The sequence below is a fragment of the Geodermatophilus obscurus genome, from assembly GCF_900143215.1.
GTDB lineage: Bacteria > Actinomycetota > Actinomycetes > Mycobacteriales > Geodermatophilaceae > Geodermatophilus > Geodermatophilus obscurus_A.
In genome coordinates this window covers 1-21,343 of the sequence record NZ_FRDM01000046.1, presented here as the reverse complement: position 1 = coordinate 21,343, position 21,343 = coordinate 1, and the positions used below count along the sequence as shown (strand labels likewise).

18 protein-coding genes, 1 tRNA gene and 3 pseudogenes are annotated in these 21,343 nt (G+C 73.4%); 9 read left to right on the top strand and 13 right to left on the bottom strand.

Translation table 11 applies throughout. The features are described 5' to 3' along the window. Positions 1-4 precede the first annotated feature (4 nt). Entirely contained in the window at positions 5-916 is a 912-nt protein-coding gene (locus BUB17_RS22570; protein ID WP_072920908.1) for a maleylpyruvate isomerase N-terminal domain-containing protein, read from the bottom strand. Positions 917-1,038: 122 nt separating this feature from the next. Between BUB17_RS22570 and BUB17_RS22565 the strand changes: the two genes are divergently transcribed. Together BUB17_RS22565 and BUB17_RS22560 are read left to right on the top strand one after the other, a co-directional pair. Next, positions 1,039-2,151 carry a GGDEF domain-containing protein gene (locus BUB17_RS22565; protein WP_072920907.1) on the top strand — a complete coding sequence of 371 codons (1,113 nt, stop codon included), beginning with the start codon at positions 1,039-1,041 and terminating at the stop codon, positions 2,149-2,151. Between the two features lie 375 nt (positions 2,152-2,526). Beyond that, positions 2,527-3,027 (top strand): DUF3145 domain-containing protein, encoded by a 501-nt coding sequence (locus BUB17_RS22560; protein WP_012949536.1) that lies wholly within the window; start codon positions 2,527-2,529, stop codon positions 3,025-3,027. 229 nt (positions 3,028-3,256) lie between these two features. Here the strand turns inward: BUB17_RS22560 and BUB17_RS22555 are convergent, their stop codons facing one another. The 6 genes from BUB17_RS22555 to BUB17_RS22530 all read right to left on the bottom strand — a co-directional run bounded on the left by BUB17_RS22555 (position 3,257) and on the right by BUB17_RS22530 (position 10,087). Further along, a complete protein-coding gene (locus tag BUB17_RS22555; protein ID WP_072920906.1) occupies positions 3,257-4,669 on the bottom strand; it encodes an acyl-CoA carboxylase subunit beta in 1,413 nt (470 codons plus the stop codon). 126 nt (positions 4,670-4,795) lie between these two features. Beyond that, entirely contained in the window at positions 4,796-6,037 is a 1,242-nt protein-coding gene (locus BUB17_RS22550; RefSeq protein WP_072920905.1) for a beta-ketoacyl-[acyl-carrier-protein] synthase family protein, read from the bottom strand. A gap of 152 nt (positions 6,038-6,189) precedes the next feature. After that, complete coding sequence (locus tag BUB17_RS22545; protein ID WP_012949533.1) at positions 6,190-6,429, bottom strand: acyl carrier protein; 240 nt, start codon at positions 6,427-6,429, stop codon at positions 6,190-6,192. A 76-nt stretch (positions 6,430-6,505) separates the two neighbouring features. Next, positions 6,506-7,474, bottom strand: coding sequence for a beta-ketoacyl-ACP synthase III (locus BUB17_RS22540; RefSeq protein ID WP_072920904.1), 969 nt, complete (start codon positions 7,472-7,474; stop codon positions 6,506-6,508). Further along, positions 7,471-8,673: an acyltransferase domain-containing protein gene (locus BUB17_RS22535; RefSeq protein ID WP_072920903.1), complete on the bottom strand. Its 1,203-nt coding sequence runs from the start codon at positions 8,671-8,673 to the stop codon at positions 7,471-7,473. The genes BUB17_RS22540 and BUB17_RS22535 overlap by 4 nt, the downstream gene beginning before the upstream one ends. A gap of 235 nt (positions 8,674-8,908) precedes the next feature. After that, entirely contained in the window at positions 8,909-10,087 is a 1,179-nt protein-coding gene (locus BUB17_RS22530; RefSeq protein ID WP_072920902.1) for a PucR family transcriptional regulator, read from the bottom strand. Positions 10,088-10,138: 51 nt separating this feature from the next. Here BUB17_RS22530 and BUB17_RS22525 point away from each other — a divergent pair, with 51 nt between their 5' ends. The 3 genes from BUB17_RS22525 (at position 10,139) to BUB17_RS22515 (ending at position 12,783) form a co-directional block, all read left to right on the top strand. After that, complete coding sequence (locus tag BUB17_RS22525) at positions 10,139-10,810, top strand: phosphatase PAP2 family protein (protein ID WP_244277428.1); 672 nt, start codon at positions 10,139-10,141, stop codon at positions 10,808-10,810. Continuing rightward, positions 10,807-11,352 (top strand): pirin family protein, encoded by a 546-nt coding sequence (locus BUB17_RS22520; RefSeq protein WP_072920900.1) that lies wholly within the window; start codon positions 10,807-10,809, stop codon positions 11,350-11,352. Before BUB17_RS22525 ends, BUB17_RS22520 begins: the two co-directional genes overlap by 4 nt. A gap of 225 nt (positions 11,353-11,577) precedes the next feature. Then, positions 11,578-12,783: a M20 metallopeptidase family protein gene (locus BUB17_RS22515; RefSeq protein ID WP_072920899.1), complete on the top strand. Its 1,206-nt coding sequence runs from the start codon at positions 11,578-11,580 to the stop codon at positions 12,781-12,783. A gap of 4 nt (positions 12,784-12,787) precedes the next feature. Here BUB17_RS22515 and BUB17_RS22510 read toward each other — a convergent pair whose 3' ends face one another. Next, positions 12,788-13,789: an FAD-dependent oxidoreductase gene (locus BUB17_RS22510; RefSeq protein WP_244277427.1), complete on the bottom strand. Its 1,002-nt coding sequence runs from the start codon at positions 13,787-13,789 to the stop codon at positions 12,788-12,790. A gap of 64 nt (positions 13,790-13,853) precedes the next feature. Continuing rightward, entirely contained in the window at positions 13,854-16,667 is a 2,814-nt protein-coding gene (gene aceE, locus BUB17_RS22505) for a pyruvate dehydrogenase (acetyl-transferring), homodimeric type (RefSeq protein ID WP_072920897.1), read from the bottom strand. A gap of 354 nt (positions 16,668-17,021) precedes the next feature. Here aceE and BUB17_RS22500 point away from each other — a divergent pair, with 354 nt between their 5' ends. The 3 genes from BUB17_RS22500 (at position 17,022) to BUB17_RS22490 (ending at position 18,200) form a co-directional block, all read left to right on the top strand. Continuing rightward, positions 17,022-17,447 (top strand): DUF3052 domain-containing protein, encoded by a 426-nt coding sequence (locus tag BUB17_RS22500; RefSeq protein ID WP_012949524.1) that lies wholly within the window; start codon positions 17,022-17,024, stop codon positions 17,445-17,447. A 141-nt stretch (positions 17,448-17,588) separates the two neighbouring features. Next, complete coding sequence (locus tag BUB17_RS22495; RefSeq protein ID WP_072920896.1) at positions 17,589-18,050, top strand: peroxiredoxin; 462 nt, start codon at positions 17,589-17,591, stop codon at positions 18,048-18,050. Between the two features lie 78 nt (positions 18,051-18,128). Beyond that, positions 18,129-18,200: transfer RNA gene (locus BUB17_RS22490), tRNA-Val, on the top strand. A 102-nt stretch (positions 18,201-18,302) separates the two neighbouring features. On the opposite strand, the pseudogene BUB17_RS27150 reads toward BUB17_RS22490, so the two are convergent. Beyond that, a pseudogene (locus tag BUB17_RS27150) lies at positions 18,303-18,443 on the bottom strand (IS5/IS1182 family transposase); the annotation flags it as partial. Between BUB17_RS27150 and BUB17_RS27145 the strand changes: the two are divergent. Continuing rightward, positions 18,438-18,563: pseudogene (locus BUB17_RS27145) on the top strand (IS5/IS1182 family transposase); the annotation flags it as partial. The pseudogenes BUB17_RS27150 and BUB17_RS27145 sit on opposite strands and share 6 nt — an antisense overlap. A 174-nt stretch (positions 18,564-18,737) precedes the next feature. Here the strand turns inward: BUB17_RS27145 and BUB17_RS22475 are convergent. From BUB17_RS22475 to BUB17_RS22465, 3 genes and pseudogenes are all read right to left on the bottom strand, one after another. Beyond that, positions 18,738-20,222 (bottom strand): toll/interleukin-1 receptor domain-containing protein, encoded by a 1,485-nt coding sequence (locus BUB17_RS22475; protein ID WP_072920895.1) that lies wholly within the window; start codon positions 20,220-20,222, stop codon positions 18,738-18,740. A gap of 56 nt (positions 20,223-20,278) precedes the next feature. Then, positions 20,279-20,629: a CU044_2847 family protein gene (locus BUB17_RS22470; RefSeq protein WP_244277426.1), complete on the bottom strand. Its 351-nt coding sequence runs from the start codon at positions 20,627-20,629 to the stop codon at positions 20,279-20,281. Positions 20,630-21,139: 510 nt separating this feature from the next. Further along, positions 21,140-21,343: pseudogene (locus BUB17_RS22465) on the bottom strand (IS1380 family transposase); the annotation flags it as partial.

Sequence of the window (21,343 nt, the reverse complement as noted above, 5' to 3'; positions counted from 1 at the left end):
GCGTCTACCGCCGTCCGCGCAGCCGGCCCACCAGCCCGCCGACACCGCCGAGCGTCTGCGCCGCCAGCGCCAGGATCGGGCCGCCGGGGATGCCCGGTGCCGACTGCACGATCGGCGCCAGGGCCAGCAGGCCGCCCAGCTCGTGGACCCGCAGCCGCCGCCGGGCCAGCGCGGCGACCGGGTTCGCCCGGCCGGAGGCGGCCTCCAGGAGCAGTTCCGCCGGAGCCTCCACCGCGGTGCCGCGGACGTCGCCCGCGGAGGTCCGGCGCACCGTCCAGCCGGCGCCGTCCGCGGCGAAGGTCCAGCCGCCCTCCGGCGTCGCCAGTGTCGCCCCGCCTTCGACGTGCTCGCGGGCCGCCAGCGCGCCGGTCACGTCGGCCAGCGCGGCCAGGCCCGACTGCAGCACCGCCGGCGGGGGAGGGGGCGCCCCCAGGGGCACCAGGTCCAGCCCGTGCACCGCCAGCTCGTAGGCCTGGCCGAGGACGACGCTGAGCAGCGGCAGCCGGCCGACGACGGCGACCGCGGGGGCGGTGTCCAGCTCCGCGGGCTCCTCGGTCAGGTAGCGGGCGGTGGCGTCCCGGTTGCGGCGCAGCGCGGCGAGCACCTCTTCCCGGGAGGCGTTCCGGTGCGCCGCGGTCACCCGCGCGTTCGTCGCGTCGACGTCCGGCGGCGTCCCGGCTCCTCCGGCCCGCGCCGAGGCGACGAGGTCGGGCAGGGCTGCGTGGTCGTCCCAGAGGCCCAGGTGCACGCACACCTCGTGCGCCCGCCAGCCGGGCAGCCGGGTGGGTCGGTCGAGGTCGACGGCCGCGGCCTGCTCGAGGAAGGCGTCCCAGGCGTCGAGCACCAACGGGCCGACCGTGTCGCGTCCGGCGTCGGCCATCCCCTGGTGGCTGGAGGTGTCCCCGCTGCGTGCCATGCGAGCCTCCTACCCCGCGCGGACGGCGGCAGGCGTGGCGGAGGTCTCGCCGCGGTCCGGTGAGCCACTCTCCGGGGGTGAGGTCGGTCAAGGGGCAGCCACACCGCGACGATGCTGGGGCCATGGACGACAGGACGGTTCCGGACCGCCGCTCTCCTCGTGGGAACGGAGGGCGCGGTCGCCGGGCCGGGCTGCGTGCCGCGCTCTACCGGCAGCTGGCTGCCGACGACGACCGGGCCGCCTACTGGGTGCGCCACGTGCGCCTGGGCGTCTGGCTCACCGAGGTCAGCGCCCTGGCAGTGATCGGTTACGCGCTGCTGACCCCGGGCACTCCCACGCGCACCGTCGTCCTCCTGGTTCTCGCCGGCACCGCGGTCCTGGCGGCCCCGCTGCTGCTCGTGCTCCCGGTGGCCGCGATGGTCCGCGACCGCCGTGGCAGCCTGCTCTTCTACGGCTGGAGCCTCGCGGTCACCGGGCTGGTCGCCGTCGGCTCCTGGGTGGACGGCGGGGCGGGCAGCCCGCTGTACGCGCTGCTGTTCATCACCCTCGGCTTCCTGGCCGTGGCCTACCCGCCGTGGGGCGTGGTCGTGATGGGCGCCGTGATGACCGGCGCCTACCTGGTCTGCGTAGCCGGCGGCGGGCTGGACGCCTCGGCGTCCTTCATCGGCGTGGTCATGGGCACCTACACGGTGCTCTGCGCCATGGCCTCGGCCAACCAGTGGGAGTCCTACGAGCGCCAGCAGCTGCTGCTGCGCACCTCCGAGGTGCTCGCCGCCACCGACCCGCTGACCGGCTGCCTCAACCGCCGGGCCTTCCTCGACCGGCTGGATCGCGCCGCGGACCCCGCCGCCGGGGGGTGGGTGGTCTGCCTGGTCGACCTCGACGGCTTCAAGGGCGTCAACGATCGCAGCGGCCACGCCGCCGGCGACGCCGTCCTGCGAGCGGTGACCGCGGCGCTGAGCGGCGTGGTCCGGGAGACCGACACGGTGGCCCGGCTGGGCGGCGACGAGTTCGCCGTCCTGGCCGAGGCGGCCCCCGACGAGGGCGAGCCGCTGGCCACCCGGTTGCGGGACGCCGTGGCGGCCGTGGGCGCCGGCTCCGGGGTCACCGCGAGCATCGGCGTCACCGTGGTCCGGCCCGGGGACGAGGGGCACGAGGTGCTCGGCCGGGCCGACCAGGCGATGTACCGGTCCAAGGGCGCCGGCGGCAACCGGGTGACCGCGCTCGCCCGGTGACCTGCGGGCACTCGCCACGGGCCGGACACCCGGCCTCCCGCTACGCTCCGTGAGCGGCTTCCGGTACAGCTCCGTTCGTTGAGTGACCGTCTGTGGACCCACGGGGGAGATCCTGTGGACGGGATGTGGGGCGGCGGTGGATCTGTGCACGGTGGCCCCGACCACGCGGCACCCCCGCTGACCAGCACGTAGGGGCGAGACGCGGAACCGGCCCGTCACACTGGACCCAACCGCCACGCCCGCACTGGCGCGATGGGGTGCCCATCGGGCACACTGTCCTCGGGCCCCCTGGTCCGAGATCGCCGAACACAGCCTGTCACCGAATCGATCGTCCGTTGGGGAAGACGAGACCGATCGAGTCGATGGAGGTGCCCCGTGCAGCGACGGTCTACCCAGGGTGTCGTCTTCGTGCACGCGTGCCCGAAGGCGCTCTGCCAGCACGTCGAGTGGGCGCTCGAGCGCGTCATCGGCGCGCCGGTCTCCCTGTCGTGGGCCGACCAGCCCGCGGCACACGGTTCCTACCGGGCCGAGGTCGCCTGGACCGGTGCTCCCGGAACGGGCGCCAAGCTCGTCGCTGCGCTGCGCGCGTGGCCGATGCTGCGCTTCGAGGTCACCGAGGAGGCCAGCTACGGCAACGACGGCGAGCGCATGTCGTACGTGCCCGGCCACGGTGTCTTCCGCGCACCCACGAGCGCCAACGGCGACCTCGTGGTGAGCGAGCAGCAGCTGCGCAACCTCGCGGCCCACGCCACGTCGATCGAGGCGTTCCGGCACGGGGTCGACGAGCTGCTCGGCGCCGCCTGGGATGCTGATCTCGAGGTCTACCGGCACGCCGGCGACGGCAGCCCGGTCACCTGGCTCCACCAGGTGGTCTAGAGAAAGGACCCCCTGCCCCCACCGCTCGCAGGCTCGCGGCGGGACCCTGCAGGGGGCCAGGTCACAATCAAGCCACGACCGGGCGGCGACCCCGCAGCTCCCGTCGTAGGCTCACAGCGGTCGTCCGGACGTCGTCGGGGAAGCGGCGTCCGGACGACCGGACACTCCCCAGGACGAGCGGGCCCGGCACCTCCGCGGAGGTGCCGGGCCCGGTCGTCGTCCGCCCCTGCTACAGCGGGATGTTGCCGTGCGCCCCGCGGCCGGCCGGCGCGGCCGCGAGCGCCGCCACCAGTCGTCGCCGGGTCCGCGACGGGTCGACCACCTCGTCGACGACCCCGATCTCCAGGGCCCGGTTGACGCCGCCGGCGATCCGCTCGTGCTCGGCGGCCAGCTGGGCGTGCAGCGCCTCGCGCTCACCGGGCGGAACGGCGGCCAGCTTCTTGCGGTGCAGGATGCCGACGGCGGCCTTGGCACCCATGACCGCCACCTCCGCGCCCGGCCAGGCGAAGACGGCCGTCGCGCCGAGCGAGCGGGCGTTCATCGCGATGTAGGCGCCCCCGTAGGACTTGCGGGTCACCAGCGTCACCCGGGGCACCACCGCCTCGGCGAAGGCGTGCAGCAGCTTGGCTCCGCGGCGCACCACGCCGTCCCACTCCTGGCCGACGCCGGGCAGGTAGCCCGGGACGTCGACGAGCACCACCAGCGGGACGCCGAACGCGTCGCACATCCGCACGAAGCGGGCCGCCTTCTCCGCCGACGCCGAGTCCAGGCACCCGCCGAGCCGCAGCGGGTTGTTGGCGATCACGCCCACGGTCCGGCCGGCCAGCCGGCCCAGGGTGGTGACGACGTTGGGCGCCCAGCGCGGGTGCAGCTCCAGCGATGGCCCGTCGAGGACGGCGGCCACCACGGGTTTGACGTCGTAGGCGCGGTTGGCCTGCTCAGGCAGCAGGGCCCGCAGGTCGACGTCGAGCTCGTCGTCGGCGGAGGCGAAGGTGCCCTGCGCGGCCAGCAGGTCCACGGCCTGCCGCGCGGTGTCCAGCGCAGCCTGCTCGGAGTCGGCGACCACGTGGACGACGCCGCTGCGTCGGCCGTGGGTGTCCGGACCGCCCAGGCTCTCCATGTCGACGTCCTCGCCGGTGACCGAGCGGACGACGTCCGGGCCGGTGACGAACACCCGGCCGGCCGGGCCCATGATCACCAGGTCGGTCAGCGCCGGGCCGTAGGCGGCACCGCCGGCGGCCGGACCCAGCACGACCGAGATCTGCGGGATGCGCCCCGAGGCGCGGACCATCGCCCCGAAGACCTCACCCACCGCGTGCAGCGCGGTGACCCCCTCGGCCAGCCGGGCGCCGCCGGAGTGCCAGATGCCGACGACCGGCAGCCGCTCGCGCAGAGCGGTGTCGATGGCGTCGACGATGTGCCGGCACCCGTCGACGCCCATGGCGCCGCCCATGACGGTGGCGTCGGTGCAGAAGGCGACCGCCCGGGTGCCCGCGATCGTGCCGCGGGCGGCCACGACGCCGGAGGCGTCCCGGGACGCCAGCAGCGACGTCGACCCGGCGTCGAAGAACCGGGCCAGGCGGTCCTCGGGGTCGCGCGGGTCCGCGGCGCGGGCGGGGGGATCGGCTTGCAGCGTGCTCACGGGACCTCCACGGGCCGGACGCGGGCGTGCGGTTGACGGACCGGGCGGGCCCGGGTCGGTGGCGATGGCCCCGCTGCAGGGGCCCGTCGCGAGCTCGCGAGTGGCGGGGGGCAGCGGGGTCCTTCTTCAGGCGGTGGTGAACACCAGCGCGATGTTGTGGCCGCCGAAGCCGAAGGAGTCGTTGACCGCGGCGTCGAGCCGGGCGCGCCGCGGCTCGCGACGCACGATGTCGAGGGCCTGGACGGCTGCGTCGTCGTCCGGGTCGTCGAGGTTGGCGGTGGCCGGCACGAGCTGGTCGCGCAGCGCGAGGATGGTGAAGACCGACTCCAGCGCCCCGGCCGCGCCGAGCAGGTGCCCGGTCTGGCTCTTGGTCGCCGTCACGAGGGTGTGCGCGCCGACCGTGTTGAGGATGGCCGAGGCCTCCGCGGTGTCGCCGACCGGCGTGGAGGTGGCGTGCGCGTTGACGTGGTTGATGTCGGCGGCGGTGAGCCCGGCGTCGCGGACGGCGGCGGCGATGGCCCGGCCGGCGCCCTCGCCCTCCGGGTGCGGGGCGACCAGGTCGTAGCCGTCGGCGGTGCCGCCGGCCCCGGCCAGCCGGGCGTGGATGCGGGCGCCGCGGGCCCGCGCCGCGTCGCCCCGCTCGAGGACGAGTGCGGCCGCGCCCTCGCCGAGCACGAAGCCGTCGCGGGCCTTGTCGAACGGGCGGGAGGCGCGCTCGGGCTCGTCGTTGCGGGTGCTCATGGCGCGCATCGCGGCGAAGCCGGCCATCGGCAGCGGGTGCACGCAGGCCTCCGCGCCGCCGACCAGCACGACGTCGGCCCGGTCGAAGCGCAGCAGGTCCAGGCCCCAGCGGATCGCCTCCGCGCCGGAGGCGCAGGCGCTCACCGGGGCGTGCACGCCACCCTTGGCACCGACCGCCAGGCCGACCGCGGCGGCCGGGCCGTTGGGCATGAGCATCGGGATGGTGAACGGGGAGACCCGCTTGGGGCCCTTCTCCTCCAGGATGTCGTCCTGGCCGAGCAGGGTCAGCGCCCCGCCGATGCCGGTGCCGAAGACGACGGCGACCCGCTCGGGGGCGACGCCGGCGTCGGCCGCCCCGGAGTCGCGCCACGCCTCCTCGGCGGCGACCACGGCCACCTGCTGGCTGCGGTCCAGCCGGCGGGCGCGGACGCGGTCGATCTGCTGGGCCGGATCGGTGGCCAGCCGGGCGACGAGCTGGGCCGGGAAGTCCTTGACCCAGTCGTCGGTGATCCGGCTGACCCCCGACCGCCCGGCCAGCAGCGCGTCCCACGTGCTGGCGACGTCGCTCCCGAGCGGCGTGGTGGCACCGAGGCCGGTGACGACGACGTCGCCGTCGGACGTGCTCATGACGGAGTTCCTCCTGGGACGTGCGGCCGGGGGGCCGGGGGTGTGGCCTCCCTGCAGGATCCCGCCGCCGGCCCCGTCCAGAGGCTCACCGTGAGCTTGCGAACGGTGAGGAGGACGGGGTCCTTCCACGGTGGGGGCAGGGGGGTCCTTCTTCAGGCCTTGTTTTTCTGGATGTAGCTCATGGCGTCGCCGACGGTCTTGATGTTGGCCAGCTCGTCGTCGGGGATGGCGACGCCGAACTTGTCCTCGACCGCGGTGGCGATCTCGACCATCGACAGCGAGTCGACGTCGAGGTCCTCGGTGAACGACTTCTCCGGGGTGGCATCAGCGGGCGCCACGCCCGCGACCTCCTCCAGGATCTCGGCCAGACCGGTCTGGATGTCCTCGCTCACGCGCGGTCCTCTCTCTCGGGTGGGGCGGGAGGCTCCCGCCGTCGGGCCCCTGTGGCCCGGGGATCTGTGGCGCCGGTCAGGGCAGGACGACGACCTGGCCGGCGAAGGTGAGGCCGGCTCCGTACCCCAGGATCAGGGCGAGGTCACCGCTCCTGGCCTCACCGGACTCGAGGAGCGCCGCCAGCGCCAGCGGGACCGAGGCCGAGGAGGTGTTGCCCGACCGGACGATGTCGCGTGCGATGACCGTGCTCTCGGGCAGCTTGAGCCGCTTGGCCATCAGCTCTATGATCCGCAGGTTGGCCTGGTGCGGCGCGAACACGTCGATGTCCTCGGGGCCCACGCCGGCGCGCTCCATGGCCGTCAGCAGCGTGGCGGTGAGCCGGGTGGTGGCCCAGCGGTACACCGCCTGGCCGGCCATGCTCATCGCCTTCTCGCCCTCGGGGATGGCGATGGCGCTGGACTGGTCGCCGTCGCTGCCCCACACGACCGGCCCGATGGCCGGGGTGTCCGACGGGCCGAGGACGGCGGCACCCGCGCCGTCGGCGAAGATCACCGCGGTCGAGCGGTCGGTCAGGTCGGTGTAGTCGGTGAGCCGCTCCCCGCCGATCACCAGGGCGTTGCGGGCCGAGCCGCTGCGGATGGCGTCGGCGGCCGCGCTGAGCGCGTAGCACCAGCCGGCGCAGCCGGCGTTGAGGTCGAACGCGCCGGGCCGCTGGGCGCCGAGGCGGTGGGCGATCTCGGGGGCCAGACCCGGGATCGGCCGCGGCAGGCTCGCCGAGGCGAGCAGGACGAGGTCGACCTCGGAGGCGTCCAGGCCGCTGGCGGCCAGGGCCTTGCCACCGGCGGCGGCGCTCATCTCCAGCAGCGACTCGTCCGGTCCGGCCCAGCGGCGCTCGGCGATGCCGACCCGCGCCTGGATCCACTCGTCGTTGGTGTCCATGGTCTCGGCGAGCTCGTGGTTGGTGACCCGGCGGCGCGGCCGGTAGCTGCCGAAGCCGAGGATGCGGGCGCCGGGGGCTCCGTTCGTCAACTGGAGTCCGGTCATGACTGCACCTCCGGGTAGAGCCGCGCGATCGGGTCACCGGCGTCCACGAGGTCGCCCTCCTGCACGAGCCACTCGGCGAGGACGCCGTCGTACCCGGCCGACACGTCGGCCTCCTGGCGGCGGCTGCGGATGCGGCCCAGCAGCGTGCCGGCCGGCAGGCGGGTGCCCTCGGCGACCTCGGCCGGGCTGACCGTGCCGCGCACGGGGGAGACGACGACCCGCCAGTCGGGCAGGTGGTCGGGCTCGGGACGGCCGCGCTCGGCCTCGATGAGCGCGCGAGCGCGGTCGAGGTCGGCGGGGCTGCTGACGGCCAGGAACTCGATGTCGCTGTCCTTCCACTCGCGCTTGGCCAGGCCGGCCAGCGCGCCGGCGGGCGGCAGCTCGAGCACGGCGGTGACGCCGAGCTCGCGCAAGGTGGCGAGGCAGGCGTCGAAGCGCACCGGGCTGGTCACCTGGCTGACCAGCCGGGACAGCACCTCCGCACCGGTGGTCACCGCGGCGCCGTCGGCGTTGGAGAGCAGCAGCCGGCTGGGCTCGGCGGGGCGCAGGCCGCCGACCAGGCCCTCGAGCTCGGTACGGGCCGGCGCCATGTACTCGGTGTGGAAGGCACCGGCGACCGACAGCGGGAGGACCCGCGCCTTGGCCGGCGGGTCGGCCTTGAGCGCGGCGAGGCCGTCGAGCGGCCCGGCGACGACGACCTGGCCGCCCCCGTTCATGTTGGCCGGGGCCAGCCCGTGCTGCTCCAGTGCGGCGGCCACCTCGTCGGGGTCGCCCCCGAGGACGGCGGACATCCCGGTCGGCGTCTGCGCGCAGGCGGCGGCCATCGCCCGGCCGCGGACGGCGGTCAGCGCGATCGCCGCCTCCACGCTGAGCACCCCGGCGAGGGCGGCGGCGGTCAGCTCGCCGACGCTGTGCCCGGCGATGACGACGTCCCGGCCGGTGTGCGGGGTGTGCGCGACCGGGCCGGGGAGGCCGCCGAGCTCCCGGGCGACGAACAGGCTCATCGCGACCACCAGCGGCTGGGTCACCGCGGTGTCCTTGATCGCCTCGGCGTCGCCGGTGGTGCCCAGCGCCAGCAGGTCGGCGTCGGCGATCGCACCGGCCCAGCGGAAGAAGGACTCGGCCCCGGGGAGCTCGAGCCAATCGGTCAGCATCCCGGGCTTCTGGGCACCCTGTCCGGGGGCGAGAACGGCCAGCACGTCTTCACCGTGCCAGGCTCGGCGGAGCCGCGTACTGGGGAGCGGTACGAAAGCACACCGCTTGTCTTTGGAGGGTTCCTACAACTGGACCCGGTTCGGGCGCCGTGTCGTCCGGGTCGTCGTGGTGGGAACCGCACTGTGCGTCGGTGCGGCCGCCCTGCAGACGGAAGGCCCTCTCCTCCCCACCGGTGCCCGGGGGAGGGCCGATCACGGCAGGGGGCGGGAAGGTCCTTCCTCAGTGCCAGAGGGAGCGCTCCGGGTCCAGGGCGGCGAGGGCCAGCGCGACCTGCACCGTCCACGTGCCCCGCGGGTCGGTGACCGGCAGACCGGTGATCTCGGTCGCCCGCCTCAGCCGGTACCGGACGGTGTTGGGGTGGACGAACAGCGCGCGGGCGCTGGCCTCCAGGTTGCCCCCGCTGGCGAGCACCGCGCGCACCGTCTCCAGCACTTCGCCGCCGGCGGCCTGCAGCGGCTGCGCGACCCGCTCCTGCAGCGTCGTGCGTGCCGACGGGTCCCCGTCCAGGGCCCGTTCGGGCAGCAGCGCGTCGGCCGCCACCGGTCGGGGGGCGCCCGGCCAGGCGGGTGCGGCGCGCAGCCCGGCGAGCGCGGCCGACGCGGAGTCGCCGGCCCGCCCGAGGCCGTCGACCACCGGGCCGGTGACGACCGGGCCGGCGCCGAACTCGTCGCTGACCCGCTCGGCCGCCGACTGCAGGTCCGGCGAGCCGCCCAGGACGACGACCAGCTGGTCGGCGTGCACCCCGACGAGCACCTCGCTGCGCACCTGCCGCGCCGCTCGCCGGATGGCGGCGTGCACGTCGCCGTCCGGCGGGGCCGCGCCGACCAGCACGGTCACCGGGGTCATCGCGGCCCAGCCCAGCGCCGAGGCCCGTCCGGAGAGCTCCTCGGGGCGCTCGCCGCGGACCAGGGCGTCGACGAGCAGGGCCTCCAGCCGGGCGTCCCAGGCGCCGCGGCTCTCGGCGAAGGTGGCGTAGACGTGCGCGGTGGCGAAGGCCACCTCCCGGCTGTACTGGAGCACCGCCAGCCGCAGCCCGTCGGCGTCCCCGGGCTCGGCGACGGTGCCGACGAAGTCGTCCATCACCTCGACGGTCACCCGGACCAGGTCGACGGTGTGCTTCAGCGGCACGACGCGGGCCAGCTCGCGCGGGGCGGCGCCGAAGACCTCGCCGGTGAGCCGCGGTGGGCGGTGGGGGGTGCGGCACCACTCGACGAAGGAGGCCAGTCCGGCCTGCGCCACGAGCATCACCCAGGAGCGCTGGTCGGCGGGCATGGTGCGGAACCAGGGCAGCTCGTCGTCCATCCGGGCCACCGCGCGGGTGGCCAGCGACCCGGACGCGCGCTCCAGCCGCCGCAGCGTGGCGGCGGACGGAGGGCGCCTGCTGACCCGGTCGGACACAGCGGCCAGCGTGGCACGCAGGGCGCGGTCGGGGAGAGTGGGGGAGTGGACGTGCTGCAGCGGGGCTCCCGGCGGACGGCAGGCGCCGGGGTCGGCGCCGGGCTCGGCGTCGTGCTCGCGCTCGGGGCCGGGGTGCTGGTCGGCTGGGCGCCGCAGGTCGGGCTCGACGAGGCGGTGAGCCGCGCGCTCTACGCCGGCGACGACCGCTCGACCTCCACCGGGGTGCTGCTCGAGGTGCTGACGACCCCCGGCACCGCCTGGTTCCGGGTGGTCGTCTCCCTGCCGGTGCTGTTCTGGCTGGGCACCCGCAAGGCGTGGCGCACGGCCGCCTGGGTGGTCACCGCCAACGTGCTGGTGGGCCCGTTCACCGCCCTGCTCAAGGAGGCGTTCGGCCGGGTGCGCCCGGCGTTCGAGAACGGCGGCGCGACCTACGACGGCCTGAGCTTCCCCAGCGGTCACTCCTCGGGCATCGCGACACTGGTGACCATCGCCCTCGTCCTGGCCTGGCCGCGGCTCACGACCCGGCAGCGCCGGGCCGCCCTCGCCACCGGGGCCGCCCTGGTCGTCCTCGTCGGGCTGACCCGGATGTGGCTGGGCGTGCACTTCCTCTCCGACGTCCTCGGCGGCTGGGCGTTCGGCGCGGCGTGGGCGCTGCTGGTGGCGCTCGCCTTCGACGCGCTGCCCGGCGGCCGTGGCGCGCTGCCGGCCCGGGAGACATCGTGACCCTGACCTCCGACGTCCTGCTGGAGCCCGACGACGGCTCGCTCGGCCCGCTGCTGCGCCTCGCCGACGACCGGCTGGCGCCGGGCACCGGCTACGGGCGGCACCCGCACCGGGCGGTCGACGTCGTCGCGGTCGTGCTGGCCGGCTCGCTGCGGCACGCGTGGGGCAGCAGCGCGGTGCTGGCCGCCGGGGACGTCGCCGTGCTGCGCGCCGGGACCGGCCTGGAGCACGACGAGGTCGCCGGGGACGACGGCGCGCACGTCCTGCAGACCTACCTGCGCACCGCCCGCCCGGACGACGGCGCCGCGTACGAGGTGCACCCGAACGCGGACGGCTGGGTGGATCTCGGCCGGCCCGACGCCCGGCTGTGGACCGAGACGGTGGCCGCCGGGACGTCGGCGACCGTGCCGCCCGGGCTGCTCGTGCTGGCCGGGCCCGACGGCGTCCGCGTCGCGCAGCAGACCGGTGGCCCGGTGTCCGGTCCCGCGACCGCGGTGGTCTGGCAGCTGGACGTCACCCGCCCGGCCTGGGCCCGCGACTGAGCGGCCCCCTGCCCCCCGCCACTCGGTGAAGGACCCCGTCCTCCCCACCCCTCGCAGGCTCGGGGCGGGACCCGGGACGGGGCCTGCGGGACCCTGACGGGGGCCGCTGTCCTCCCCACCCTTCGTGGCAGGACCGTCTCCCCGAGTCCTTCGCGAGCTCGGTGCGCGCCGGGAGAGCGCCGGGGTCCGGGACAGGACCCGCTCCGGTCGTGTGACAGTGGCGGCATGCCCATCCCCGCCGCGGACCTGCTGGCCGCCGCCCGTGCCGACGCCGACCGCACCGTGGACCTGCGCCGCCGGCTGCACCGCACCCCGGAGCTCGGGCTGCACCTGCCGCGCACCCAGGCCACCGTGCTGGAGGAGCTGGCCGGGCTGCCGGTGGAGGTGACGACCGGGACGAGCACGACCTCGGTGGTCGGCGTGCTGCGCGGCGCCCGCCCCGGACCCACCTGCCTGCTGCGCGCCGACATGGACGCCCTGCCGGTGCACGAGGACACCGGGCTGCCGTTCGCCTCCGAGGTGCCCGGCGCGATGCACGCCTGCGGCCACGACCTGCACACCGCGATGCTGCTGGGCGCCGCGCGGCTGCTCACCGAGCGCCGCGACGAGATCGTCGGTCAGGTCGTGCTCATGCTCCAGCCGGGGGAGGAGGGCTTCCACGGGGCGCGCTACATGCTCGAGGAGGGCCTGCTGGACGCCGTCCCGGAGGCGCCGGTCGTCGGGGCGTTCGCGCTGCACGTCTTCGCCAACCAGCCCAGTGGCGTGGTCAGCGTGCGGCCCGGGCCGATGATGGCTGCCGCCGACCACTGGGAGGTCACCGTCCGCGGCCGGGGCGGGCACGCCTCGATGCCGCACGCCGCCGCCGACCCGGTGCCGGTCGCCGCGGAGATCGTGCTGGCGCTGCAGGCGATGGTCACCCGCCGCGCCCCGGTGTTCGACCCGGCGGTGGTCACGGTGGCCAACCTGGTGGCCGGCTCCACCGACAACGTCATCCCGGACACCGCCTACCTGCAGGGCACCATCCGCACCCTCTCGCCCGAGCGGCGGGCCGACGTCGTCGCCTCGGTCCGGCGGGTCGCCACGCACGTGGCCGCCGCGCACGACATGGAGATCGACTTCGTGCACCAGCAGGGCTACCCGGTGACCGACAACGACCCGGCGGTGGCCGACCGGGTGCTGGCGGTCGCGGGTGAGCTGGTCGGCCCGGAGCGCAGCGTCGTCGCCGCGGAGCCGCTCATGGGCGCCGAGGACTTCGCCTACGTGCTGCAGCGGGTGCCCGGCGCGATGGCGTTCCTGGGCGCCTGCCCGCCGGGGGCCGAGCCGGAGACCGCCGCGGGCAACCACTCCAACCTGGTGGTCTTCGACGAGGACGTGCTGCCGGCCGGGGCCGCCCTCTACGCGGCGATGGCGCTGGACACCCTGGGCGGCTGAGCAGTCAGACCAGGGTCGCGACCTCGGCCGCGCAGCCCCAGGACAGGGTGACGCCGGCGCCGCCGTGCCCGTAGCAGGCGACCACCGGTCGCCCGGCGACGTCCAGCCGTTCCAGCCGGACGGTGGGCCGGCCGGGTCGCAGGCCGACCGCCCGGGAGAGCACCGGCTGTCCGCGCAGTTCGGGGACGAGGGCGCACGCCCTCGCCAGCAGCGCGGCCTCGACCTCCGGGTCGGGCTCGGTGCTGGTGGCGCCCTCCACGGCGGTGCCGCCGCAGACCACGTCGCCCCCGCGGGGGACGACGTAGCTGAGCCCGCGCGGGTTGTCCTCGTCCAGCACCCAGCCGGTCAGGCCCGGGTCGGCCAGGCGCACCACCTGACCCTGCACGGGAACGCCGGAGTCGTCGTCGAGGAGTGCTCCGGACGCCAGCCCCGCGGCGACCACGACGACGTCCCCGGCGACCTCGTCGAGCTCGCCCACCCGGCCGGGCACGGTCTCGACCCCGGCCGACGCGCAGCTGGCGGCCAGCCAGGGCAGATAGCGGCCGGTGTCCACCACGGGCAGCGTGCACCGGGTGCCGGCGGGGGCACCGGGCGGGAGTTCCTCCGGGGTCGCCGGACGGAGGCCGGTCACGCCGGGCGTCCACCAGAGGTCGGGTCGCGGCGTGCGGTGCACGACCGTGCCCGGCCGGAGCGCCACCCCGGTCGCGGGATCGGCGGCCAGCCGGGTGAGGACGTCCAGCGAGGTCGCGCCCCAGCGCAGGACGGCGTCCGCGGGGGCCGCCCGGTAGGGGAACCAGATGGCAGCGGCCACGGCGGAGGTGGTCGCCTCGGGCGGGTCCGCGGCGTGCAGCCGGACCCGGTGCCCGGCGCGGGCGAGCTCGAGCGCGCAGGTCAGGCCGACCACCCCGCCGCCGACGACGGCCACCGCGAGGTGGCCGTCGTCAGCAGCTGGCGGAACGGCGGCCCCGCTGCAGGGGCCCGCCGCCGGCCCCGTCCGGAGGCTCACCCCGAGCTCGCGAGGGGTGAGAGGGACGGGGTCCTTCCTCGGTGGGGGGCAGCGGGGTCCTTTCTCAGGTGGCCGGGCTCGGGTCCGACCGCTCCTCGGCCGGCGCCGCCTGCACGTCGCGGACCTGGTACTTCTCCACGGCCTGGCGGACGACGTCGCGCTCGACCTCACCACGGTCGGCCAGTGAGGCCAGCACTCGGACGACCACCGACTCGGCGTCGACGTGGAAGTGCCGGCGCAGCGCCGGGCGGGTGTCGGACAGGCCGAACCCGTCGGTGCCCAGCGAGGCCATCCCGCCGGGGACGTACGGCGCGATGAGGTCGGGCACCGCCCGCATCCAGTCCGACACCGCCACGACCGGACCCGGGGCGTCGGCCAGCTGCTGGGTCACGTACGGGACCTGCGGCTCCTCCTCCGGGTGCAGCAGGTTGTGCTCCTCGGCCGCATCGGCCTGCCGCCGCAGCTCGTTCCACGACGTCACCGACCACACGTCGGCCGACACGCCCCAGTCCTGCGCCAGCAGCTCCTGCGCGCGCAGCGCCCAGGGCACGGCGACGCCGGAGGCCAGCACCTGCGCCTTGAGCCCGTCGCCGTGGCCCGGTGCGTAGCGGTACATGCCCGCGAGCAGGCCTCGGACGTCCAGACCCTCGGGCTCGGCCGGCTGGTTGTACGGCTCGTTGTAGACCGTCAGGTAGTACATGACGTCGGGCGAGCGGGAGCCGCCCAGCGGTGCGCCCGGGTCCTCGCCGTACATGCGGGCCAGCGCGTCCTTGGTGATGTGCCCGACCTCGTAGGAGAACGCCGGGTCGTAGGAGACGACGGCCGGGTTGGTGTGCGCGAGCAGCAGCGAGTGGCCGTCCTCGTGCTGGAGGCCCTCGCCGTTGAGCGTCGTCCGTCCGGCGGTGGCGCCGAGGACGAAGCCGCGGGTCATCTGGTCGGCGGCCGCCCAGAACGAGTCGCCGGTCCGCTGGAACCCGAACATCGAGTAGAAGATGTAGATCGGGATCATCGGCTCGCCGTGCGTGGCGTACGACGTCCCCACGGCGGTGAGCGACGCCGTGGAGCCCGCCTCGTTGATGCCCTCGTGCAGGATCACGCCCTGCTCGGACTCCTTGTACGCCAGCATCAGCTCGCGGTCGACCGAGGTGTAGCGCTGGCCGGCCGGGTTGTAGATCTTCTGGGTCGGGAACAGCGAGTCCAACCCGAACGTGCGGGCCTCGTCGGGGATGATCGGCACGAACCGCGGGCCGAGTTCCTTGTCCTTGAGCAGCTCCTTGAGCAGGCGGACGAACGCCATCGTCGTCGCCACCTCCTGCTTGCCGGAGCCGCGCCGCAGGACGTCGAACGCCTTGTCCTCGGGCGCCTTGAGCGCCTTGAACTCCGCCCGGCGCCGCGGCACCGCCCCGCCCAGCTGCCGGCGCCGCTCCAGCATGTACTGCATCTCGTCGGAGTCCGGGGCGGGCTTGTAGTAGGGCGGCAGCGTCTTGTCCAGCTGCTCGTCGGGGATCGGCAGGTAGAGCCGGTCGCGGAACCCGGCCAGGTCCTCGGCCGTCAGCTTCTTCATCTGGTGGGTGGAGTTGCGGCCCTCGAAGTGGCTGCCGAGGGTCCAGCCCTTGATGGTCTTGGCGAGGATGACCGTGGGCTGACCCTTGTGCTCCACCGCCGCCTTGAACGCCGCGTAGACCTTGCGGTAGTCGTGCCCGCCGCGGGAGAGGTTCCAGACCTCCTGGTCGCTCATGTTCTCCACGAGCTTGCGGGTGCGGGGGTCCCGGCCGAAGAAGTGCTCGCGGACGAAGGCGCCGTCCTCGGCCTTGTAGGTCTGGTAGTCGCCGTCCGGCGTCTGGTTCATCAGGTGGACCAGCGCGCCGTCGCGGTCGGCGGCCAGCAGCGGGTCCCACTCCCGGCCCCAGATCACCTTGATGACGTTCCACCCGGCGCCGCGGAAGAAGGACTCCAGCTCCTGGATGACCTTGCCGTTGCCGCGCACCGGGCCGTCGAGCCGCTGCAGGTTGCAGTTGATGACGAACGTGAGGTTGTCCAGCTCCTCGCGCGCGGCGAGGCCGATCACGCCCAGCGACTCGGGCTCGTCCATCTCGCCGTCGCCCAGGAACGCCCACACGTGCTGGTCGGAGGTGTCCTTGACGCCACGGGCGTGCAGGTAGCGGTTGAACCGCGCCTGGTAGACCGCGTTCATCGGGCCCAGGCCCATCGAGACGGTGGGGAACTCCCAGAAGTCCGGCATCAGCCGCGGGTGCGGGTAGGACGACAACCCACCGCCGGGGTGGCTCACCTCCTGCCGGAAGCCGTCGAGCTGGTTCTCGTCGAGGCGGCCCTCGAGGTAGGCGCGCGCGTAGATGCCGGGGGAGGCGTGCCCCTGGAACCAGATCTGGTCACCGCCGCCGGGGTGGTCCTTGCCGCGGAAGAAGTGGTTGAAGCCGACCTCGTACAGGGACGCGGAGCTGGCGTAGGAGGAGATGTGCCCGCCGACGCCGACCCCCGGGCGCTGCGCGCGGTGCACCATGATCGCGGCGTTCCAGCGGATGTAGGCGCGGATCCGGCGCTCCACGTCCTCGTCGCCCGGGAACCACGGCTCCCGCTCCGGCGGGATGGTGTTGATGTAGTCGGTGCTGCGCAGGCCGGGGACGCCGACCTGCTGCTGGCGACTGCGCTCCAGCATGCGGAGCATGAGGTAGCGGGCGCGGCCGCGACCGGCGTGGTCGACGACGGCGTCCAGCGACTCCAGCCACTCGTTGGTCTCGTCGGGGTCGGTGTCGACCAGTTGGCTGGGGAGCCCGTCGGTGATGACCGCGCGGGCCCGTCCGGTCTCGTTGCCGGCGTCGCGGGCGGGGTCGCCACCCGGCTGCTGCGGAGCGCTCATGGGCCCATCGTCCACCGCAGATGGGGTGCGCGTCACGCCCGACGCTCACCAGGCGGGACGGCGGCCGGTCCCGGCCCGCATTTCGACCGCTTGCACCTGACCAGGCATGCCCTACGCTTCCGCCAACGCCGGCCGCGGCCTCGGACGACCCGAGGCGGGAGGACCGGTGCGGACGGGAAGGGGTGACATGGCCGGGCTGCGGGGGAGGTCTCCCGCTGGTCGTGCCCTGCTCCGCCGCCGTCCGCCGCACCCCGCGCACCAGGCCGCGCGTCCCACTCCCACGACACCCCGCCGGCGCGGGCACGTCCGTGCCCTCCGGTCAGCAGCAACGGAACCCATGGAGGAACAGCAGGGATGAGCGTCGACTCGGGCAGCGCCAGCATGGCGGCCCGGCTGGGCATCAAGCCGGGCATGGTCGTGCAGGAGCTCGGCTGGGACGAGGACGCCGACGAGGACCTGCGGGACTCCATCGTCGAGGTGTCCGGCAGCGAGATGGTCGACGAGGACACCGACGAGGTGGCCGACGTCGTGCTCCTGTGGTGGCGGGAGGACGACGGTGACCTCTTCGACGCGCTGACCGACGCGATCACGTCGTTGGCCGACGACGGGGTCGTGTGGCTGCTGGTGCCCAAATCCGGCCGGCCGGGGCACGTCGAGCCCGGTGACGTCACCGAGGTCGCCCCCACCGCGGGCCTGTCGCAGACCAGCAGCGTCTCCGCGGCCAAGGACTGGTCCGGCATCCGCCTGGTCACCCCCAAGGCCGCCCGCAGCCGCCGTTGATCGAAGGACCCCCTCGCCCCCCACGGCTCGCGAGCTCGCCGCGGGGGGCGAGGGGGCCGTTCCAGCACGTCACCGGGCCGGCGGGGGAGCCTGCAGGAGGGCCGCCCTGACCCGGCTCCGGTGGTGCGGCACGATCGACGCATGAGCATCTCCGTCGGTGACGCCGCGCCCGAGTTCAGCCTCCCCGACCAGGACAAGCAGGTCGTGTCGCTGAGCGACCTGCGCGGGACGCCCGTCCTGCTGGTCTTCTACCCGTTCGCCTTCTCCGGGATCTGCACCGGCGAGCTGTGCCAGCTGCGTGACGAGCTGGCGACCTACACCGACGCGGGTGTGCGGGTGCTGGCGATCAGCACCGACCCGGTCTTCAGCCTCAAGGCGTGGAAGGCCCAGGAGGGCTTCGACTTCACCCTCCTGTCGGACTTCTGGCCGCACGGCGCCGTCGCGCAGGCCTACGGCGTGTTCAACGACAAGGCCGGCATGGCCGTGCGCGGCACCTTCCTCGTCGACGCCGAGGGCCGCATCTCGTTCGCCGAGGTCAACAGCCCCGGCGACGCCCGCGAGCAGTCGGGCTGGAAGGACGCCGTGGCCCAGTTGGCCGCATAGATCCTGGCGGTGGCGTGGTTGTGCTCCGGCCACGCCACCGCAAGCCCGTGCCCAGGCGCTATATACGCTGGACACGCGGGGCGCGTAGCTCAGCGGGAGAGCTCTCGCCTTACAAGCGAGCGGACGCCGGTTCGATCCCGGCCGCGCCCACACTCCGCTACTGACCAGGGCTTTATGCAGCAGTAGAGTCACTTGCCGCTTAGCACAGCGCTCAGTGAGCCATTCCCAGTAACGGCACCGTCGGCCCGTTGATCATGTGGTGCGGCCGTGCACGTGGTGGAGGAGGACGAGGGCGGCGGCGGTGATCGCGCCGATGCGCCAGGGGCAGAGGCTGACTCGGCGCAGCGCCTTGAAGGTGGTCTTGAGCCGCGAGTTGGCGCGTTCGGCCGGAGCGGCTTTGCTCCGGTGCCGCGCCGCTGGGTGGTCGAGCGCACGCGCGCCTGGATCACCGACCATCGCCGGATGAACCGGGACTACGAGCGGCTGCCCGCCCATGCCGAGGCGATGATCAAATAGGCCATGATTGGGCTGATGGCCCGCCGCCTGGCACCGGCTCCCGGCCGCCGTCCCTGGCAGTCGCGCGCCGCCGCCTGAACCCCTTCTCAACACGTTGTTAGCTGCCCGGAACTTGCCAAAGTTGCGCGGTCTGCAAGACCGAGTGCCAAGGCTGACGGGCGACCGTGCGGATCACCATCGGTCGCTCGTGACCTGTATCAACTCCTGCGCAAAGGTTTCGAGAGCCTTCGCGGCCCTCGCCGAGGACCCACCAAAGAGGCCAGCTCTCAAAGGAGCCCAACCCTCACCGGCCGACAACGCTTCCGTCTTAAGAATGTCTTCAGGTCCACCCCACCTATTGGAGCTGGGATGACGCCACGTTGTTCGTCCGTACCATGCTCCATCTCTGTATCCGCCGCGTTCGCGCATGAACAAAAGGTCGTCCATGGCGAGAAGGCCAAGGTAGAGCTCCGTCAGGTCGAAGAGGTCAGCGAAGTCATCCTCGTCGGGAACATCGTCAACGAAGCGCGGTTGCAACTTCTCAAAGAGATAGTTGGATACAGGCGCGTACGTCGGGCTACGCCTGTATCCAAGGAGGACTCTTAGGGAGCTTAATACCGGCGACGCTTCGTGAGCCAGGAGGCCGGCTGCCTCTGCCTCGCCCGCATCAGGGAAAATGCGGTAAGGGTGCGCTGCACTGACCAGTGGCACAGGTGGTTTGTCGGGATAGCGTCGAACGAGCGGGTCAACTGCGATAGCCTTCAGTGCGCCAAAGTCACCGCGTGAGACTGCTGCGAGAGCGCCTGCGTAGAGTGCAGGGATCACCGGGAACCTCTGTAGCTCCACCAGACTGCTATCGCCACCAAGTTCCAGGGGCCTGTTCGCCACAGAGCTGAGCAAGCGCGTCCACAGCGGGTAGTGCTCAGGCCCTCCCCACCGACAGCCGATGGTCAAGATGGAAATCAGTGGTTCGACGGTCTCGAAGTACTTTTCCGCCCGACTCGCCACGTATCGGACACGCTCAACGTTCGACTGGGGGAGTGCGGTATTCACGGGGAACCGTTCTTGGTCTCCGAGCGCTTGCAGCGTAGCTTGCACCTTTGTGGTGACGAAGTCGTCCAACTGTATCCGCTTCTTCGGGTCAAGCAATGTGGTTTTCATGAAGCCAGCGGGGTCGTCGGCATAAGCCTTCTGAGAGTTCCCCGTGGAGGGGGACGAGTCGAGAAGCCGAACGACCGCAGTGATAAGCCTCGTGGTGGTAACGTCGCGGCGATCGCCAAACAGGTCACTCCGCTGGAGGTCGTCCAAGGTCCTCCCGGCCCCGAGGTCAAAGGCCGGAAGTTCGCACTCGGCAAAACGGACGGGGAACAGCCACTGCTTTCCAGGTGCCCTTCGGCGTAGTTGCTCTACGGCGAGGAGCAGTTCCTCGTTTTGGTAGCTCTGTTCACGCGCCTGTGAGTTCTCTGAGAAGCAGGCGATGAAGGCGAGTGACCCAGTAGTGATGGCGCGCCGGATCTCGATGCGCCAGTCCTGGCCAGGCCACAGGTTTTCTGTGTCCCGCCACACGGCGACACCCGCTGCCTCCAGTAGCTCCTGGAGTCGGTCGACGTGCTCAGCGTCCTCGCGGACGTAGGAGATGAAGGCGTGGCCCGGGGTGCTGGAGGTAGGGAAGGACACGAGGTCACCCTATGGAGGAGTCCCGACAGAGGCGTGGCGCCTGCGGGCGTGGCGCACTAGGCGCCGTCGGACCTGAGACGGCGGTTCCAGGTCATCGAGACCTTGAAGTTGCCCTTTGTGCTGGCCCCAGCCACGAAGGCGCCCACCTCAGCACTGAGCTCGAGGCCGAACTCCACCGAGGTGGCATCCGGGCTGTCGACCAACGACCGCAATTGGTGGACGAGTCCCTGCACCGCAGGTTGCACCCGAGCAACGACCTGCCCGAAGCTCTCCCTAGCCTGCTTGACCACGCGACGGTCCCGCTCTCCCCAGCCGCGAGTGACCTCAGCGTCCCCACCGTGCCCGTCCTCGACCTGGACGAGCACACCTCCGCCTGTCTCCAGCGGGTACTTCAGAAGCCGCACCATCCTCGTACCCCCACATCCAGCAGCGGAGGACTTCGCTGTTGGGACGCTAGTGCGGAGTCCGCACGAAGTCAGCCAGACGCCGGGAACCTTGCCAGTCATCGAGTCGAAGGGAGGCGGCGGTGACGGTCCAATCTCCTGAGGGGTGGCAACGGGTCGCTGGCGCGGCGGAAGAGCTACGGTCGCAAGCGCGCCCAGGCGTTCGAAGACAGCTCGAACAGTGACCGCTCAACTTCGCTCCCGATGCTCAGCGCAGTGCAGCAAAGATGCAGGTCAGCACAGCGTTCGCGCGTGTCCTGCTTACAAATGAGCGAGTGGTCGTTCGCTTAGGTCGTTCCGTGTGGGACAATCGACGCTGACGTCGTGAGTTGAGCCTTGATCCGCCGGTGAGCTTTTTCAGCTGATGTGATCCTGCTCGGTGGAATGGTTCCTGGTGATGGGCGTGCGGTGATCGCCGGTCGGGCCGGCTCTTCCACGTCGGTCGTTCCTCGCGCCCGGTGCTGGGCTGGGTGGTCAGGCCGCGGCCGTGCCCGGTGGTGCGAGGGTGGCGGTGAACAGCTGCTGGTAGCCGGTCTGCCAGGGCCAGTTCCGCGGCAGGTGCAGGCGTAGGCGCCGGGCTGAGGAGGCGATCCGCGCCGGGACGTTGATCAGCTGCGCGCGGATCGTGGCGGTCCGCGCCTTGGCGTGGAAGCTCCCGGCCAGGGCGCCGGCGGCGCG

Bases quoted from the DNA above. Each gene is read 5' to 3' on its own strand.
- BUB17_RS22570 (WP_072920908.1), bottom strand. From the start codon at position 916: ATGGCACGCAGCGGGGACACCTCCAGCCACCAGGGGATGGCCGACGCC.
- BUB17_RS22565 (WP_072920907.1), top strand. From the start codon at position 1,039: ATGGACGACAGGACGGTTCCGGACCGCCGCTCTCCTCGTGGGAACGGA.
- BUB17_RS22550 (WP_072920905.1), bottom strand. From the start codon at position 6,037: ATGAGCACGTCCGACGGCGACGTCGTCGTCACCGGCCTCGGTGCCACC.
- BUB17_RS22540 (WP_072920904.1), bottom strand. From the start codon at position 7,474: ATGACCGGACTCCAGTTGACGAACGGAGCCCCCGGCGCCCGCATCCTC.
- BUB17_RS22515 (WP_072920899.1), top strand. From the start codon at position 11,578: ATGCCCATCCCCGCCGCGGACCTGCTGGCCGCCGCCCGTGCCGACGCC.
- aceE (WP_072920897.1), bottom strand. From the start codon at position 16,667: ATGAGCGCTCCGCAGCAGCCGGGTGGCGACCCCGCCCGCGACGCCGGC.
- BUB17_RS22500 (WP_012949524.1), top strand. From the start codon at position 17,022: ATGAGCGTCGACTCGGGCAGCGCCAGCATGGCGGCCCGGCTGGGCATC.
- BUB17_RS22495 (WP_072920896.1), top strand. From the start codon at position 17,589: ATGAGCATCTCCGTCGGTGACGCCGCGCCCGAGTTCAGCCTCCCCGAC.
- BUB17_RS22470 (WP_244277426.1), bottom strand. From the start codon at position 20,629: ATGGTGCGGCTTCTGAAGTACCCGCTGGAGACAGGCGGAGGTGTGCTC.